The 15655-nt window shown below is 51.5% G+C and carries 11 protein-coding genes; 6 read left to right on the top strand and 5 right to left on the bottom strand.

The genetic code is table 11. The features are described from left to right. Positions 1 to 153: 153 nt before the first annotated feature. A complete protein-coding gene (locus JFN88_RS22030) occupies positions 154 to 999 on the bottom strand; it encodes a helix-turn-helix transcriptional regulator (protein ID WP_199021495.1) in 846 nt (281 codons plus the stop codon). 134 nt (positions 1000 to 1133) lie between these two features. Between JFN88_RS22030 and JFN88_RS22025 the strand changes: the two genes are divergently transcribed. Next, positions 1134 to 2408: a TolB-like translocation protein gene (locus tag JFN88_RS22025; RefSeq protein WP_199021494.1), complete on the top strand. Its 1275-nt coding sequence runs from the start codon at positions 1134 to 1136 to the stop codon at positions 2406 to 2408. 142 nt (positions 2409 to 2550) lie between these two features. Here JFN88_RS22025 and JFN88_RS22020 read toward each other — a convergent pair whose 3' ends face one another. The 4 genes from JFN88_RS22020 to JFN88_RS22005 all read right to left on the bottom strand — a co-directional run bounded on the left by JFN88_RS22020 (position 2551) and on the right by JFN88_RS22005 (position 8367). Continuing rightward, positions 2551 to 4104 (bottom strand): extracellular solute-binding protein, encoded by a 1554-nt coding sequence (locus JFN88_RS22020; RefSeq protein WP_199021493.1) that lies wholly within the window; start codon positions 4102 to 4104, stop codon positions 2551 to 2553. A 132-nt stretch (positions 4105 to 4236) separates the two neighbouring features. Then, positions 4237 to 5109 (bottom strand): carbohydrate ABC transporter permease, encoded by an 873-nt coding sequence (locus tag JFN88_RS22015; RefSeq protein ID WP_199021492.1) that lies wholly within the window; start codon positions 5107 to 5109, stop codon positions 4237 to 4239. Beyond that, a complete protein-coding gene (locus JFN88_RS22010; protein ID WP_199021491.1) occupies positions 5110 to 6012 on the bottom strand; it encodes an ABC transporter permease in 903 nt (300 codons plus the stop codon). Between the two features lie 18 nt (positions 6013 to 6030). Beyond that, positions 6031 to 8367, bottom strand: a complete 2337-nt coding sequence (locus JFN88_RS22005) for an AraC family transcriptional regulator (protein WP_199021490.1) — start codon at positions 8365 to 8367, stop codon at positions 6031 to 6033. A gap of 374 nt (positions 8368 to 8741) precedes the next feature. Between JFN88_RS22005 and JFN88_RS22000 the strand changes: the two genes are divergently transcribed. From JFN88_RS22000 to ptsP, 5 genes are read left to right on the top strand one after another with little or no spacing between them, the layout of a single operon-like run. Beyond that, positions 8742 to 10202 carry a PTS mannitol transporter subunit IIBC gene (locus JFN88_RS22000; protein WP_199021489.1) on the top strand — a complete coding sequence of 487 codons (1461 nt, stop codon included), beginning with the start codon at positions 8742 to 8744 and terminating at the stop codon, positions 10200 to 10202. Positions 10203 to 10236: 34 nt separating this feature from the next. Next, a complete protein-coding gene (locus JFN88_RS21995) occupies positions 10237 to 12306 on the top strand; it encodes a BglG family transcription antiterminator (RefSeq protein ID WP_199021488.1) in 2070 nt (689 codons plus the stop codon). Further along, positions 12303 to 12740, top strand: a complete 438-nt coding sequence (locus JFN88_RS21990) for a PTS mannitol transporter subunit IIA (protein ID WP_199021487.1) — start codon at positions 12303 to 12305, stop codon at positions 12738 to 12740. The genes JFN88_RS21995 and JFN88_RS21990 overlap by 4 nt, the downstream gene beginning before the upstream one ends. Continuing rightward, the gene (locus JFN88_RS21985; RefSeq protein WP_199021486.1) at positions 12737 to 13891 is read left to right on the top strand and encodes a mannitol-1-phosphate 5-dehydrogenase; all 1155 of its coding nucleotides are present in this window, start codon (positions 12737 to 12739) and stop codon (positions 13889 to 13891) included. The genes JFN88_RS21990 and JFN88_RS21985 overlap by 4 nt, the downstream gene beginning before the upstream one ends. 2 nt (positions 13892 to 13893) lie before the next feature. Continuing rightward, the gene (ptsP, locus tag JFN88_RS21980) at positions 13894 to 15651 is read left to right on the top strand and encodes a phosphoenolpyruvate--protein phosphotransferase (RefSeq protein ID WP_233168285.1); all 1758 of its coding nucleotides are present in this window, start codon (positions 13894 to 13896) and stop codon (positions 15649 to 15651) included. Positions 15652 to 15655 lie beyond the last annotated feature (4 nt).

Raw genomic sequence — 15655 nt, 5'->3', positions numbered from 1 at the left:
CATATTACTCTAAAATAGAAAATATTGGTTGATTCTTGAGTTGTAAAACGGGGAGCTTGGTGAGGAGCGAATGATAGCACTCACATTAAAAATTTCTTTGAAGTTGGATTAAAACATTCCATTCATGACCAAGAACAGCAATCCGGACTGTGATCACTCCCCAAAATAAACATCCTTCCTCACTCCGCCTTGCTCCTTCTGCCGCCATCCTCCAGGGCTAACGCCTTCCAATTCCTTGAATACCCGGTTAAAATGATAGATTGTCTTAAATCCGGTTCGCTCCGCAATTTCTTTCAAGCTGAAGCTGGTGTCAGCCAGGAGCTCCCGGGCTTTGCCAATTCGCAACCGGCGCAAGTACTGGGAGAACGTGCAGTCGTAACTGCTGCGAAACACACGGCTCAGATAGCTGCGGTCATAGCCGAGCTGGGCGGCGATGCTGTGCAGGGTAATGTCTTCGGCATAGTGAGCTTGAATCATGCTTTCAACTTGCCGCGCCGCCTCCTGCGGCTCATAGGTCATTCCCGCAGGTACGGGGAGGGACGCCGTCTGCTGCTGTGTCAGCTCTGTCTGTGAACGTGCAATCAGGTAGAGCAATTGCAGTAAGTGGAGGGCAGCCAGGTGACTGAAATAAGGGCGCTTGGTTAACCCTTCATTTCGAATCGCCTCCAATAAGGCGCGCACGTTCTGCCCATCATCCAGGTGCGAGCCGGGAACCTTGGCGACAAGCAACTCCAATTCCTTGTTGATGATATGGAATTTCAAATCGAGTGTCTTGATTACGGAAGCGCGGTGCGCTGTGAAGCCGTGACGGACATGGGGCTTGATAAAGAAGAAGGCTCCCGGAGCAATCGGATAATCCTGCCCGTCCAGACTGAACCTTCCGCTACCGTCGACAAAATAGATCATTTGATAGAAGCTGTGGTCATGTATATGAAGATTGCCGCCTTGCTGATATTGATAGCGGGCCGTCCACTGAATATCGATGCCGAATTCTTTCATGTGCACCTCCTGTTATGCGTAATCGCACCAGATGTCATCTGCAGACAAAAGCAGTCTGTTTGCAGATAACACATGCTGCCGGGTCTGTATTTACAATAAATATGAACATCATAGATAGCAAAGGAGCGATTATATTGATCATTAGTGAACGATTTCCCCGTTATACGGCGTACGATCCGCTTGTGCCGGTGTGGTGTTTGACCCCGAATAGCAAAGGAAGCTTCCACCGCTTCTTCGATACTTCCCCTGTCAGCCCATCGGGCAGATACGTTGCCGTATTGCAAATGCCGCAGGAAGAGCGCTTGCCGCAGCCCGGCGAGCAAGCTGTCATTGCGCTCATCGATCTGCATACCGGGACAGAGCGCCCGATTGCAGCCACCTGTGGCTGGGAACCGCAGCTTGGCGCCAATCTGAACTGGGGGACAAGCGATGAGAAGCTCTACTACAATGATGTCGAACCAGGAGAATGGGAGCCCTATTGTGTGGAGCTGAATCCCTTGACCGGCGCGAAGCGCAGGCTTGAAGGGGGCATCTACCGGATTTCCCCGGACGGAAAGTCCATCATCTCTGCTTGTATGAAGCGAATGCGGCGTACGCAATACGGGTATGGTGTGATGGTACCTGATGATCGGGTTCCGCGCAACTTCGGATTTAGCGAGGACGACGGATTGTATGTGACCGATACCGAGACAGGCAAAAGAAGACTGCTCGTTTCTATTAAAGAAGTATTCGACCGGGCGCAGCCTGCTATTGATCGGCAGTTGTACGCCCATGGCGAATGCTATGGCTTCCATTGCAAGTTCAATCCGCAGGGGGATCGTCTGATCTTCACAATGCGCTGGTTCCATACGGAGGAAGAGCAGCCGTGGAACATGCTGATGAAGCACAATCTGAAATTTTGGGTCATTACGATGAAGCCCGATGGCAGCGATATTCATGTTGCGGTCGGTCCGGAGCAATGGGACAAAGGCGGTCATCATATCAATTGGTACCCGGATGGCCGGACATTGTCGATGAATCTGTGCCTGGATGGCGACCGCAAGCTCAAGCTGGTGCGTGCTGGCTACGACGGGTCCGGGCTGAGTACAATTATTGAAGGAATTCCCGGTTCCGGTCATCCGACGGTCCACCCGAACGGCCGCCATATTCTAACGGATGCCTACGAGCAGGAGCATGTCGCTTACGGTGACGGCACGGTCCCTTTGAGGCTCATCGATTTGAAGGGAGGCAGTGAGCGGGCGATTATCCGGATTCCGGTGGGCAACCCTGGGACGAAGACGACATCGGCGCTGCGGGTAGATCCGCATCCTGCCTGGGCCCCCGACAACCGGCATGTAATCTTCAACGGCTTTGTAGACGGCACTCGTCGGGTATTCCTTGCTGATCTTGGCGGCGTAATCCGTGAATAAGCAGCTTGCGGCTGCTTGCAATACAGCATGAAGAAGTGTCCGGCCCGCTGGTCAATCAATCGACCAGCGGGCCGGACACTATTTGTGCCTGGATACGGGCAGTCGCATGCGGTAATCAATAGATGCGGCCGTCCGGAGAAGCTTATTGCTTTCTTGCAGCGAACGCTTCGTTCATTTCATCAATAACCTTCGTATAGTTCGCGTCCGCCTTCAGGCTGGCTACATATTTGTCCCACGCCTCAATCGGCTCCTGTCCCATAATAATTTTGGTTTTGAGGTCGTTCATTTTCTTAGTGTAATCCGGTCCGATCTTCAGCCAGGTTTCCGAGATCAGGCCGACGCTTGGATCATCAACCGAATGCGTCTGGCGCTCGTCAACAATCTTCTTGTTGCGTTCGAATACTTCCTTCGGCATGCCCGTGCGGTAAGCCCAGAGATATTGGTCGAACCGCTCGAAGATTTTACCGAAGGAGCTTTGGGAGACACTGTCCTTGAAGGCCTGATCCGTGGCGACCTTGAAGCCGTCTTCCCCGACTGTATAATGAATGCCTTCGATGCCGTAGCAGGCCAGAGTAAAGCCTTCTTCGGAAGCGCCGTAATCCATCAGCTCAAGAATTTTCTTCACTTTCTCTTCCGGTACCGATTTCGGAATCAGGAACACGCCATTGAATCCAGGCGAGGAAGGAGCATAAGTGCCGGCATCGGATTCCAGGTAGCTAAGCGGCAGGAAGTCCGCTTCCGGGTTCGTCTTGATCAGTTCCGCCTGCACCCTCCATATGGCTTCAATCGTATTCGGGTACATGCCTACGCGTCCTGTCTTGGCCAAGTCCTCGGATTGGGTTTCTTTCATCACCGCATAATCTGCCGGCATGTAACCTGCCTTATACACCTTGTTCAGCCATTCCAGCGCTTCTCTTGTGCCAGGCTCGAAGGTTGTATCGATCAGCTTGCCGTCCACTTGTTTCCATTTGCCATTGCTGTGGTTCAGCACTCCCTCGGCCCAGCCGAGATCGTTGCGCGGCAGCAGCGGAATTGTATCCTTAACTCCGTTGCCATCCGGGTCCTGCTCGGCAAAAGCCTTCATGACATTGAACAAATCGTCAAGTGTCTTCGGCACTTCCAGTTGCAGCTTGTCGAGCCAGTCTTTACGGACAATCGGCATCCATGGTCCGCCGTGCAACGGACGCACAGAAGGGATGACGTAATTTTTGCCGTCAATTTTCGTCTTTTCCCATACGCTCTCAGGATACTCCATCAGGTGAGGGTAATCGGCGAGGAACGGACTCAAATCCCAGAATGCGCCCTGCTTGACCATTTGTCTCATCAGGGAGCTATTGAAATCCAGCACCTTAACCAGATCAGGCATATCCCCGGAAGCCAAAATCAGATTCACCTTGTCTCCGTAGCTGTTGGGGGACGTCCACATAATATTGAGCTTCGTGTTGGTCTTTTTCTCGAATTCCTTCTGCACCGGATTATCTGGCCCAGGAGCCTCCGGTGTATTGAATTCAGTTATAATGCTGATGGACACAGGCTGTTCGCTTGTTCCCCCCGTCTCTTTGCCGGCGCCGGTATTGCTCGGGGTATTCCCATTCCCGGACCCTGGAGCCGGGCTGGATGTGCAGGCCGAGAGCAGGGTCAATGCCAGTAGGGCAGTGCCTGCGGTTTTGGCAAATTTGCTAAGCGAGTTTTTCATCGATATAGATCCTCCCTTTTGATTGCGATGTCTGTTTGTTGAAACTGCGAATTGCAAGCCAAATTCCTCTGATGATTGGCAGCCTCAGGAGCCAGTGGTCACCCCCTTTATCGTAATGGGCAATCACTGGAGCTACTCTTTGATGGAACCGAGCATGACCCCTTTGGCAAAATGCTTTTGCAGCAGTGGATAGACGAACAATATCGGAAGCGTGGCAACGACCACCGCCGCCATCTTCAACGTCTGGGCGGGGAGCTGCTGCTCGTTCATCAGCTCTGCCGCTCCCGAGCCGGATGAGGATGTTGAAGAGTCGATCAGAATGTTTTGCAGCAAAATTTGCAGCGGCCACTTGGTTGAATCATTAATGTACAGTACAGCATTGAAATAGGTGTTCCAGTAGCCGACCGCATAGAACAGTCCGAATGCGGCGATCGCCGGCAGAGACAATGGCAGAATAATGCGGAAGAAAATTCTGAAATCATTGTAGCCGTCTACCATGGCAGCTTCCTCCAAGCTTGGCGGAATGCTGTCAAAAAAGCTTTTCATCAGGAAGACATACCATCCGCTGCTTAGCGAAGGGAGAATGAGCGACCACAGATTATTGATCAGGTTCAAATCGCGAACGAGAATATAATGCGGAATAATGCCCGGACTGAACAGCATCGTAAAAAGTACCATCAACATGAGCGGCTTGCGTATGCGCAAGCGCTTTCGGGATAGTCCGTATGCGAGCGCGGCTGTGACCATCAGACTGAGCGCCGTTCCGACAGTAGCCAGGAATGTGCTGACCCCCGTCGCTCGCAAGTAAGAAGAGGTCGACAAAATGTATCTGTAGGAAAGCAACGACCATTTCTCAGGAAACAGGACAAAGCCTTGCTTGGCGATATACTCTGCCGGATCGGTGAAGGAGACGACAAAGACGTAATACAGCGGGAAGAGCGTGAGGGCGCCGATGACGGCGAGCAGCGACCCGTTGATCAATCCGAATATTCTACCCTCTTTCATCTAGTACAGCCCCTCCTCTCCGTAGCGTTTGGCCAGCTTGTTAGCTCCTACGACCATAATGAGGCCGATGACCGATTTGAACAGTCCGACAGCGGTGCTGTAGCTGAATTGTCCTTGCTGAATGCCGTTGCGGTAGACATAGGTTTCGAACACATCGGCTACATTGGATACCGCACTGTTCATCATTAGAAACACCTGCTCGAAGCCGACGTCCATAATGCTCCCGAGTCTTAAAATAAGCAGGGTGACCATGACATGGCGGATTCCGGGAAGCGTCACATGCCAGATTTGACGCACGCGGCTTGCCCCGTCCATTCTAGCCGCCTCGTACAGCTGCGGGTCGACGCCAGCCATCGCGGCCAGGAAGATAATCGTTCCCCATCCGGTCTCCTTCCAGATGCTTTGAACAGTCAGCATCTGCCAGAATACATTCGGGTTCGTCAGAAAATCAAACGGCTGAAATCCCAGCTTGATTAACATCATATTGATGATTCCGGTGCTCTGAGAGAGCAGGAGGAAGGAAATCCCGGAGATAATAACCCAGGACAAAAAATGCGGCAGGTAAACAATCGATTGCAGAACCCGCTTGTACCGCTCTGTCCTCAGCTCATTGAGCATCAGCGCCAGAATAATCGGCATCGGAAAATAGAAGACGATATTCATCAGACTGATCATCATCGTATTGCGGAACAGGATCGGAAAATCTGGATTTTTAAACAGATTCGTGAAATGCTCGAAGCCCACCCAAGGGCTCTTCCAAAAGCCCATATAAGGGGAGTAGTCTTGAAACGAGATGACAATTCCCCACATCGGCACATATTTGAAAATAAGAAAATAGAGTACGCCGGGCAGAATCAGCAAATATAGAAACAAATCCTTGCGCAGGCCGTCCAGCAGCTTCATTATTGTGTTCCTCCTAAATCAAGCTCCATCGGTATGCTTTTCGCGGAATTGACCGGGTGTCATACCTTCGTGCTTTTTGAAAATGCGGTTGTAGTAGGTCGGCTGATATCCGACCTGTTCAGCGATGTCGTTAATTTTCATTTGGGTGCTGATCAGCAGCTCCTTGGATTTATCCAGTCTCAGGCGGGTCAGATAATCGATGAAATTGATCCCGATAATTTGACGGAAGCTGGCGCTCAGCTTTTGGGCATAAGTTCCGAAGCGGTCGGCGCACATCTCCAGCGAAATATCGTGCATGTAATTTTCCTGCAACATGACCAGCACTTTATCAATGATTTGCTTCGATTTCAGATCTTTAATCGATTGCATCTCCCGGATCGTCGGTGTAATGATCATCGATTTGAACCAGGACAACATGCCAGCGGGCTCGCGAATGTGCAACAATTGATCGAACAGATTGACCCCGCGATGCATCTGCTGCAGATTGCAGCCGATTTGCAGCATAGCGAACTGAACATTGCCCAATAGTTGCAGCATTCCTTGCTGAATCGCAAATTCTTTAGTTGAATGGGACTGCAAGGCTGCCATGAACGCATCCGCCTGCTCAAGCGCCTGCTCTTCGGCGCCGATCTGAATCAATTGAATTAATCCTTTCTCTGCAATGAATGGATACGGCGTTGAATGATCCCCTCTCAGAACGATATCCTCCGCGTCGATAACGGCATTATCCGCTGCGATGTCCCGATGGGAAATCGCATGGCGGGCATCTTCCAGTGCGGACGGGATTTGCTTGAGCACCGTGGCGATGGGGCTAAGGCTGACGGCAACCTGAAGCTTCAAATAAAGCTGCAAAGGTGAGATTACCGCATGGGCCAGCTCGAACAATCCCGACTTGATGTTCTCTCCTGACTGGTCGGCAGGGGAGAGAAGCAATACGCCGATGGTCAAGTCCTGAAAGTTGATGACAAACGCCTTCAATGCCTGCTGTTTCAATATTTCATCGATAATGTTAGCGGCCGCGAAGGAAATGAGTTGCTCATCTCCTTTGGCCAAATTGGCGTAATAATGCGTAAATCCGTAGAGCTGAATGAGCAGCATGGAAAACTGCTGATCCTGAGTATGGATATCATACTGGATCAATTGCTCGCGAATTCGCTGCTCGGATAAGGAATCCAGATGGCCCTGTACAAGTTGAAGCAGAAAGCCCTCTCGCAAGGCGGGGGTAGCTTGCTGCAATTTGGCCTGCAAGTGGCTGCGTTCCCCGATCAAATAGTGCCAGCGTGACTCGATGAAGTGAAACTCGCCTCTACGCTGCTGGTCTTTGCTGTACTCATAGCCGAATACGCGTGTCAGCTGCTGCAAAGGGCGGTACAACTGCTTGGACCCGAGCCAGGACAAGACAAGGGCGAACAACAGTCCAAGCAGAATAGAGAACAGCGGTATTTTAAGCAGATGCTTCACCGGATTCAGCAAATGGGACAAGGGAGCAGCAGACACATACAGCCAATCCGTATTGTCCAAATGGTCGTAAGTGACAACATAATTATCGCTTCCCGAACTGAAGGAAAAGGTTCCGGAGCGTTGACCGGTTTGCAGCACGGTTTGCCGAAGCTCATCGTTAAGCCCGTTGTCGGCAGCTTCGGTTTGCTCGTCATTGGTGACGAGGTAGGCAGCTCCTTCATCCAGTATAAAAGCAGTTCCTTGTTCAGGCGGACTGAGCACCTTCAGCATGGACCTTAGCTCATTCTTGTTCAACTCTACAATTAGCGCGCCAAAGACAGGTTCCATTGTGACCGGTATTTTCTGAATCAAAGCGAGTGGAAATATTTTTCTTTTTTCCTCTTCCTGATTCGCTGCCAATTCAGGATTAGTCCCCCAGAAAATGCTGCGCTGATGTTCCAACAGCGATTGATAGCGACGTTCAAGTTGGTCATCATCAATCGTACGGATGCCGTTCTCGCCTTCAATCAGAAGCAGCGATTCCTGCTGAAGCAGCAGGGATACTTTCTCGATCAGCGGATCGGCGTTCTTCATGACGATTAATTGATTGAATAAATCCAGCGTAAAACGAACGTCCCTGCCGACCGTATACTGTTTGTTCAACTCCATCAAAAACGGGTGATAAGCCCATTGATTGACGGTCAGTTTGAGCCGGTTCAACTGGGCATCCAATCTTTCGGCTGCTTGTGCATATTGGAGCTGTTGAGTTCTTCCGACCTCCTGCCTGATTTCCCGGACACCGATGGAATAGGTCATTATCGATAGCGCAGTGACCGGTATAATGGATATGAGCAGTGTGATGATCAAGCTTTTGTGGAAAAAGCTGAATTTGTTAAAGCGTTCGCGAATCTTCATTCTTCTGTACCCTTTCCCCATCTGCTTACGATTCACTATAAAAGTGATAACGCTTACACTCAATTGGATTTTTTTATTTGCTGCGTTTTCTCGCTTGCACTTTTTTATTTCCTGGCCTTGCACTTTTTAAACACTAATTTTTTTGTCCAAAAAAGCAGCCTTTTACACGTATTATACAGGTTGTTCCCACCTGAAGGCTCGGACAAAGAAGTAAAAAAACGCTCCCCATCTGAACTTCATGAATGAATTATTAAATCCTGTCAACATTATTCATGACGGAATAGAATTTTCCTTTTGTTGAAGCGAAACGGATTGTGGCCTATTATTTTGGTGTAAACAAGTATGAAAACGTTATTATAAAAGGAGGAGCTGCAGTGACAACGACTGACGCAAAGAAGCAGAGAGCAGGCGGCGCTAAAGTAGGCATACAGCGTGTCGGAAGATTCCTGAGCGGGATGGTAATGCCGAATATTGGTGCATTTATTGCATGGGGGCTGATTACCGCTTTATTTATTCCGACCGGGTGGTTTCCCAATGAGAGCTTGGCCAAACTTGTTGAGCCTATGCTGTTCCACCTGCTGCCGATCTTGATTGGCTATACAGGCGGCAACATGATTTACGGCGTTCGCGGCGGTGTCATTGGAGCTGTGGCCACTACGGGCGTTATCGTCGGCGCAGATATCCCGATGTTCCTGGGAGCTATGATAATAGGACCATTATCGGCATGGATATTGAAGCAGTTTGACCGTTTGCTGGAAGGTAGAATCCGTTCCGGCTTTGAAATGCTGGTGAACAATTTCTCTTCGGGTATCATCGGCGGGCTGCTTGCCATCATCGCTTATGTTGCTATCGGACCAGTTGTACAAGGAATCAGCAGTGTGCTGGCTAATGGCGTGCAGTTCCTGGTTGACAACGGCTTGCTTCCGCTGGCGAACATTTTGATCGAGCCTGGCAAGATCTTGTTCCTCAACAATGCGATCAATCACGGCGTACTCGGTCCGATCGCGCTGGATCAGGCAGCCAAGGCGGGCAAGTCCATTATCTTCATGTTGGAGTCCAACCCGGGTCCTGGGCTTGGCATTCTGCTGGCTTATATGATTGCCGGCCGCGGGTCTGCCAGACAATCTGCTTCAGGAGCGGCTGTTATTCACTTCCTGGGCGGGATTCATGAAATTTACTTCCCTTACATTTTGATGAGACCTCTATTGATTGTAGCTGCAATTGCCGGGGGGATTACGGGTACATTTACTTTCTCCCTGTTCAACGCAGGTCTTGTTGCAACGCCATCGCCAGGCAGTATCTTTGCTTATGTGGCCATGGCGCCTAAGGGCGGTCTGCTGGCAGTGTTCTCAGGCGTTATCACTGCAACGGTTGTTTCCTTCCTCGTCGCGGTATTAATTCTCAAAACCTCGCGCAAAAACGCTGACGAGGATGATCTGGAGCAGGCGCAAGCGAAGATGAACGAAATGAAGAGCGAGGCTAAAGGAACTTCGTCAGGTGCTGCGACAAGCACAGCCGGAACTGCTCAAGCACAAGCAGCAGGCGCTGCAAAAGCGAAGGAGGACGTTCGCAAAATCGTCTTCTCCTGTGATGCCGGAATGGGCTCCAGTGCAATGGGAGCTTCCATCCTGCGCAAAAAGATGAAAGAGGCCAATGTCGATGTTGCTGTAACGAATACCGCGATCAGCGACATTCCGAATGATGCAGATATCGTCATTACCCATCAGACCTTGACTGACCGGGCGAGAGTAAAAGCGCCAAGCGCAGAGCATATTTCCATTGACAATTTTCTGAAAAGTCCCGAATATGACAAACTGGTTGAGCGCTTGAAATAAAACAATGCTGTTTTAGAAGAGGACTATGATGCCGATGAAGGTAACAAACAGGCAGCGGCAGCTTCTTGATCTGTTGCTGAATAGCAAGGAAGAAATCACGGCTGCGGACATTGCCGCTGCAATTAATGTCAGTGCCCGCACTGTGCATCGAGAGCTGCCGGAGCTTGAGCTGTTGCTGGAGAAATACGGCATCGAGCTTCAAAGAAAGTCCGGGATTGGCATCCAGGTTAGCGGGCAACCGGCGCAGCTTGACATGCTCAAGCAGGAGCTCTCCCGCATGAATTATACCGAATATACGGCGGAAGAGCGCCGGATATTTATATTATGCATGCTGCTGGAGAGTGTCGAGCCGGCCAAACTGTTTGCACTGGCCCATAACCTGCATGTGACAGTTGCTACGATGAGCTACGATTTGGACGAATTGGAAAAGGGTATAATCAAGTATGACCTGCAGCTTGTTCGGCGCCGCGGCTATGGCGTCCTGCTCGAGGGTTCCGAGCACGTGAAGCGCGAACTGCTGCTGACTCTGGCTCGGCAATACATCGATAATTCCGACCTGTTCGGCAGCTCGCTCAGGTCGCAAGAGCAGCCGGTCATTAGTCTGATGCTTGATCAGATTGGCAAGAGCAACTTGCTCCAGCTTGAGCAGGCGCTTTGGGAGCTTGAGCAGAAGCATCCGCTCGAGCTGACGGATCAGGCTTATACGAAACTTTTGCTCCAGCTCTCCATTGCCCTGCGAAGAATACATGACGGCCATCTTATCGCTCCGTCAGATGAGTCTCCGGACGCTTGTCTTCGTCCAGAGATTGCGTCATTGCTGCGGCAGCTTGAAGAAGAGTTTGCAATCAAGCTGCCTGCGTCGGAGCAGCGCTACATTAGCGGTCTGATCCGGCAGTATTCCGAGGAAGAGAGCGGCTACGAGCTTCTGCCGCATGGCGATCTGGATGTGCTGGAGAAGACGGTTCAACTCATTGGCTTTATGGATCGCCACTATGATGCAGCCTTTCACAGGGATTATTCCCTGCGTGACGGGCTGCTTCGCCATTTGGTTCCGGCGCTGATGCGTATCCGGGAGGGGAGTGAAATCCGCAATCCACTGCTGCCCCAAATCAAGGCGGACTACAGCGCTTTGTTCGACCGTGTCCGGCAGGGAGCGGACGAAGTGTTCCCTGAGTTGAAGATACCCGATGAGGAAGTTGGATTTCTTGTCATGCATTTCGGCGCTGCGCTTGAGCGGGGGACACAACCTGTCCCTCCAGTCCGCGCGATCGTCGTATGCAGCAGCGGGATCGGCTCTTCCAAGCTGCTGGCTGTGCGCCTGGAGAGGGAACTGCCGGAAGTTGTTATTGTCGGCAATGTGCCCTGGTATGAAGCCGCCAGAATACCGGAGAACGAGTACGATGTTATTATTTCAACGATTGATTTGCCGTTGCAGCCAGATAAATATTTCAAGATTAGTCCGCTGCTCACGGATAACGAGGCGAGCCAGTTGCGAAGATTTTTACAGCACTGGTTCCTGTACGCACAGCAGCGCACGCAGAACGAACAACTTGCAGTCAAGAACGCTCCATCACAGCGGCTGAAGCAATTGAAGGCGTGTCTCGACGAAATTTGTTTCCTGCTGGAGCGATTTCATCTATATAAGCTGCCGGATACCGAAGGACTTGATGTGGGGCAAGTTTTATTTGATGCCTGCAAGCTTGCTGCGGCAAGCGGCGCGATAAACGATATAGATGCTGTTGTTCGGCAATTGCTGGAGCGAGAGCAACAAGGAAGCGAGATTGTGACGGATACAGGGCTAGCCCTGTTCCATGCGAGAAGCAAAGATGTTTTGCAGCCGCTGGTTGTCATGTTTCAATTGAAACAGCCCATGCTGCTTCAGGCGCACAGCGTCCGCCCGGCATCCTATATGATGCTGATGCTTGGACCGCTTGCGCTTGGCAAGGAGAGCCTGGAGGTGTTGAGTGAAATCAGCACTTTGCTGCTGCTTCCTGAGCTGCCGGATGTATTGGCAACAGGCAATGAGCTTGCGATTAAGGATTTTATGGCGAATGCGCTGCTTGGCTATTTTTACACAAAAACAGAAGCGGAGATGACGTGGTGAGTATTCTATCTGTAGATAAGGTAAAGTTGAATGCCAAAGTCGAGGATAAATGGGAAGCGATTCGAATAGCAGGCCAATTGTTGGTCAGCGGCGGACACGCGCTGCCTGGCTACGTGGATAAAATGATTGAGCGCGAACAAACGCTGTCTACTTACATGGGCGGAGGCCTGGCCATTCCGCACGGCACGAAAGATTCCAAAGATTTGATCCAATCTACAGGCTTGTCCATTGTGCAATTCCCGGACGGCATTGATTTTGGTGATGGAGAGAGGGCATATCTGCTGGTCGGGATTGCCGCTGAAGGTGATGATCATCTGGACATTTTAACCAATGTTGCGATGGTCTGCTCCGACGAAGACAATTTGGAGCAGATCCTGAAGGCATCGACAGCCGAGGAAATGATTCGCATCTTTGAAAGCGGGATGGAAGCATGAGAGCCGTCCATTTTGGCGCAGGGAATATCGGAAGAGGGTTCATTGGGCTGATCCTCTCCCGTGCAGGCTACGAGGTATGCTTTGTGGATGTAAATGAGGAACTGGTATCCCAACTGAGGGAGCGGGGCTCCTACAAGGTTGTGCTGGCAGACGGCACCGGGCATGCCGAGCAGGTGACAGGGGTGACCGCCATTAACGGCGCCGATCTGGAGCTTGTGGCTCAGCATGTAGCCGAAGCCGATCTCGTCACAACAGCTGTCGGGGTCAACATTCTGAAGCATATTGCTGCCGGAATTGCCGAGGGTATTGCCAGACGGGTGAAGCAATCCAAGTCGTCTCTTCATATCATTGCCTGTGAGAATGCCATTGGCGGGAGTTCGCGTCTGAAGGAGCATGTTTACGGACTTCTGGATGAGGCGACCCGGCAGCAAGCGGACCGGATTGTGGCATTCCCGGATGCCGCCGTTGACCGGATTGTGCCGATTCAGCACCATCAGGACCCGCTGGAAGTTACAGTCGAACCGTTCTATGAATGGGTCGTGGACCGCAGCGCTGTGCTGGAGGGTTATCATAAAATTGAAGGCGTCCATTATGTGGACCGCCTGGAGCCTTATATTGAGCGCAAGCTCTTTACCGTGAATACCGGTCATTGCTGTGCAGCCTACGCCGGCTATTTGCGTGGTTATGATACGATACAACAAGCTATGGCAGACCAGTCTATTGCCGGGGAAGTGAGATTGGTTCTGGAAGAGACTGGTGCTGTATTGGTACGACGCTATGGTTTTGACAAGCAGGAGCATGAGCAATATATCGGTAAGATTCTGGAGCGGTTCCGCAATCCGCATCTGACCGATGAGACGGTGAGGGTAGCCCGTTCGCCAATCCGCAAGCTGTCACCGGAGGACCGTCTTGTCCGTCCTGCGCTCCAGGCTGTAGAGCTTGGTTTGGAGCCGATTCAGTTGGTAAAAGCAATGGCGTCAGCTCTTCATTTCGATTATCAGGATGACCCGGAGGCATTGGAACTTCAGGAAACAATTCAGACGCAAGGAATTAAGCAGGCCATAACCCGTTATACCGGGATTGAAGCTGGACAGCCGCTTTTTGCCCTTATCCTGGACAATTATCATCATTTGAATAAAGGAGCGCATTAACGATGAAAGGAGTTATGGAGCCAATGACTGAGCATACAGCAAGAACCGCAACAATTGGCGGTATCGCCGCATCTCCCGGCTATGCGATTGCCAAGGCTTATCGCTTGCAGCGAGACGAAATCAAGCCGGTGCAAAAACAAGTCGCAGATGCGGCGGCAGAGACAGATCGATTCAGGCAGGCAATCGGCAAGGCGAAGGCAGAGTTAAAGCAAATTCATGAACTGACGCGCCAGAGATTGGGCGAGGAGAAAGCTGAAATTTTCGAGGCCCATTTGCTGCTGCTTGAAGACCCGGACCTGATTGATGTGGCAATGGAGCAAATTGAACAGGACAATGTCAATGCAGATTTTGCGCTTCACAGTGTCGCGGCAACCTTCATTGACGCATTGCTCGCTATGGACAATGAACTGCTCCGTGAGCGTGCGGCAGATATCCGCGACGTATCCGGGCGTGTCATTGCGGCGCTGCATGGCGCTGCCTATACGACAGTCTCCGGCGTGACGGAGGAATCGGTCATTATTGCCGAAGACCTTGCGCCATCAGATACTGCTTTGCTGGATGTCAATATTGTGCGCGGCTTTGCTACTGAAATTGGCAGCCGGACTTCCCACTCTGCGATTATGTCCCGTTCGCTTGGTATCCCGGCAATCGTTGGCGCCGGGTCATCCTTGATGGATATTGAGACAGGCACAATGATTATTCTCGATGCTGTCAAAGGGAAGATTATTGTGGCTCCAAGTGATGGGGAGTTAGAGCAGTATCGTCACATTCAGGAGCAATACGAGCAGCGGCGTGCTGAGCTGGCCGGGTTGAAATCGGAGCCGACCGTATCCGCAGACGGCGCGCATATGGAGCTTGCCGCTAATATTGGGAGCGTGGAGGATGTTCAGAAAGCGCTGGATAACGGAGCAGAGGGCATCGGGCTTTTCCGTACCGAATTTCTGTATATGGGGCGCAGCGCGCTGCCGACAGAAGAAGAGCAGTTCAACGTCTATAAGTATGTGCTGGAGAAAATGGACGGCAAGCCTGTTGTCATCCGCACGCTGGATATTGGCGGTGACAAGGAGCTCCCATATATGAAGCTGCCGAAGGAAAGCAACCCGTTCCTTGGGCTTCGCGCCGTAAGGCTCTGTCTGCAGGAGCAGGACCTGTTCCGCACTCAGCTTCGTGCGCTGTTGCGGGCAAGCCGCTACGGCAATCTGAAGATTATGTTCCCGATGATTGCGCTTCGGGAGGAGTTGCGCGAGTGCAAGCGACTGCTCCAGGAAGAGCGTACAAAGCTGATCGCCGAGGGCATTGAGGTTGCAGAGCGGATTGAAGTGGGGATCATGATTGAGATTCCGGCAGCTGCGCTGGCGGCCGATCAATTTGCCAAAGAGGTCGATTTCTTCAGCATCGGTACGAATGATCTGATTCAATACACCATGGCGGCCGACCGTATGAATGAGACCGTATCCTATCTGTATCAGACTTGCCATCCATCCGTGCTGCGTCTGATCCGCATGGTCATCTCCGCTGCAAGCAAGGAAGGCAAGTGGGTTGGCATGTGCGGCGAAATGGCGGGCGACGAGTCGGCGATACCGCTGCTGCTAGGCATGGGACTGCATGAGTTCAGCATGAGCGCAAGCTCCATCTTGCCGGCCAGAGCGCAAATCCGCAGTTTGTCCAGGCAGCAATGGGCAGAGCGGATCGACAGCGTGCTGGAGCTTGGAAGCGAGCAAGAGATTAAACAAGTTGTGCAGCAACATGTAAACAGTTAATAAG

This window comes from Paenibacillus roseus (assembly GCF_016424485.1).
Lineage (GTDB): Bacteria > Bacillota > Bacilli > Paenibacillales > Paenibacillaceae > Paenibacillus_D > Paenibacillus_D roseus.
The sequence above is the reverse complement of the archived record's forward strand: the minus strand, read 5'-3'. Positions and strand labels throughout refer to the sequence as shown.

Bases quoted from the DNA above. Each gene is read 5' to 3' on its own strand.
- JFN88_RS22010 (WP_199021491.1), bottom strand. From the start codon at position 6,012: ATGAAGCTGCTGGACGGCCTGCGCAAGGATTTGTTTCTATATTTGCTG.
- JFN88_RS22005 (WP_199021490.1), bottom strand. From the start codon at position 8,367: ATGAAGATTCGCGAACGCTTTAACAAATTCAGCTTTTTCCACAAAAGC.
- JFN88_RS22015 (WP_199021492.1), bottom strand. From the start codon at position 5,109: ATGAAAGAGGGTAGAATATTCGGATTGATCAACGGGTCGCTGCTCGCC.
- JFN88_RS21985 (WP_199021486.1), top strand. From the start codon at position 12,737: ATGAGAGCCGTCCATTTTGGCGCAGGGAATATCGGAAGAGGGTTCATT.
- JFN88_RS22030 (WP_199021495.1), bottom strand. From the start codon at position 999: ATGAAAGAATTCGGCATCGATATTCAGTGGACGGCCCGCTATCAATAT.
- ptsP (WP_233168285.1), top strand. From the start codon at position 13,894: ATGAAAGGAGTTATGGAGCCAATGACTGAGCATACAGCAAGAACCGCA.
- JFN88_RS22020 (WP_199021493.1), bottom strand. From the start codon at position 4,104: ATGAAAAACTCGCTTAGCAAATTTGCCAAAACCGCAGGCACTGCCCTA.
- JFN88_RS21995 (WP_199021488.1), top strand. From the start codon at position 10,237: ATGAAGGTAACAAACAGGCAGCGGCAGCTTCTTGATCTGTTGCTGAAT.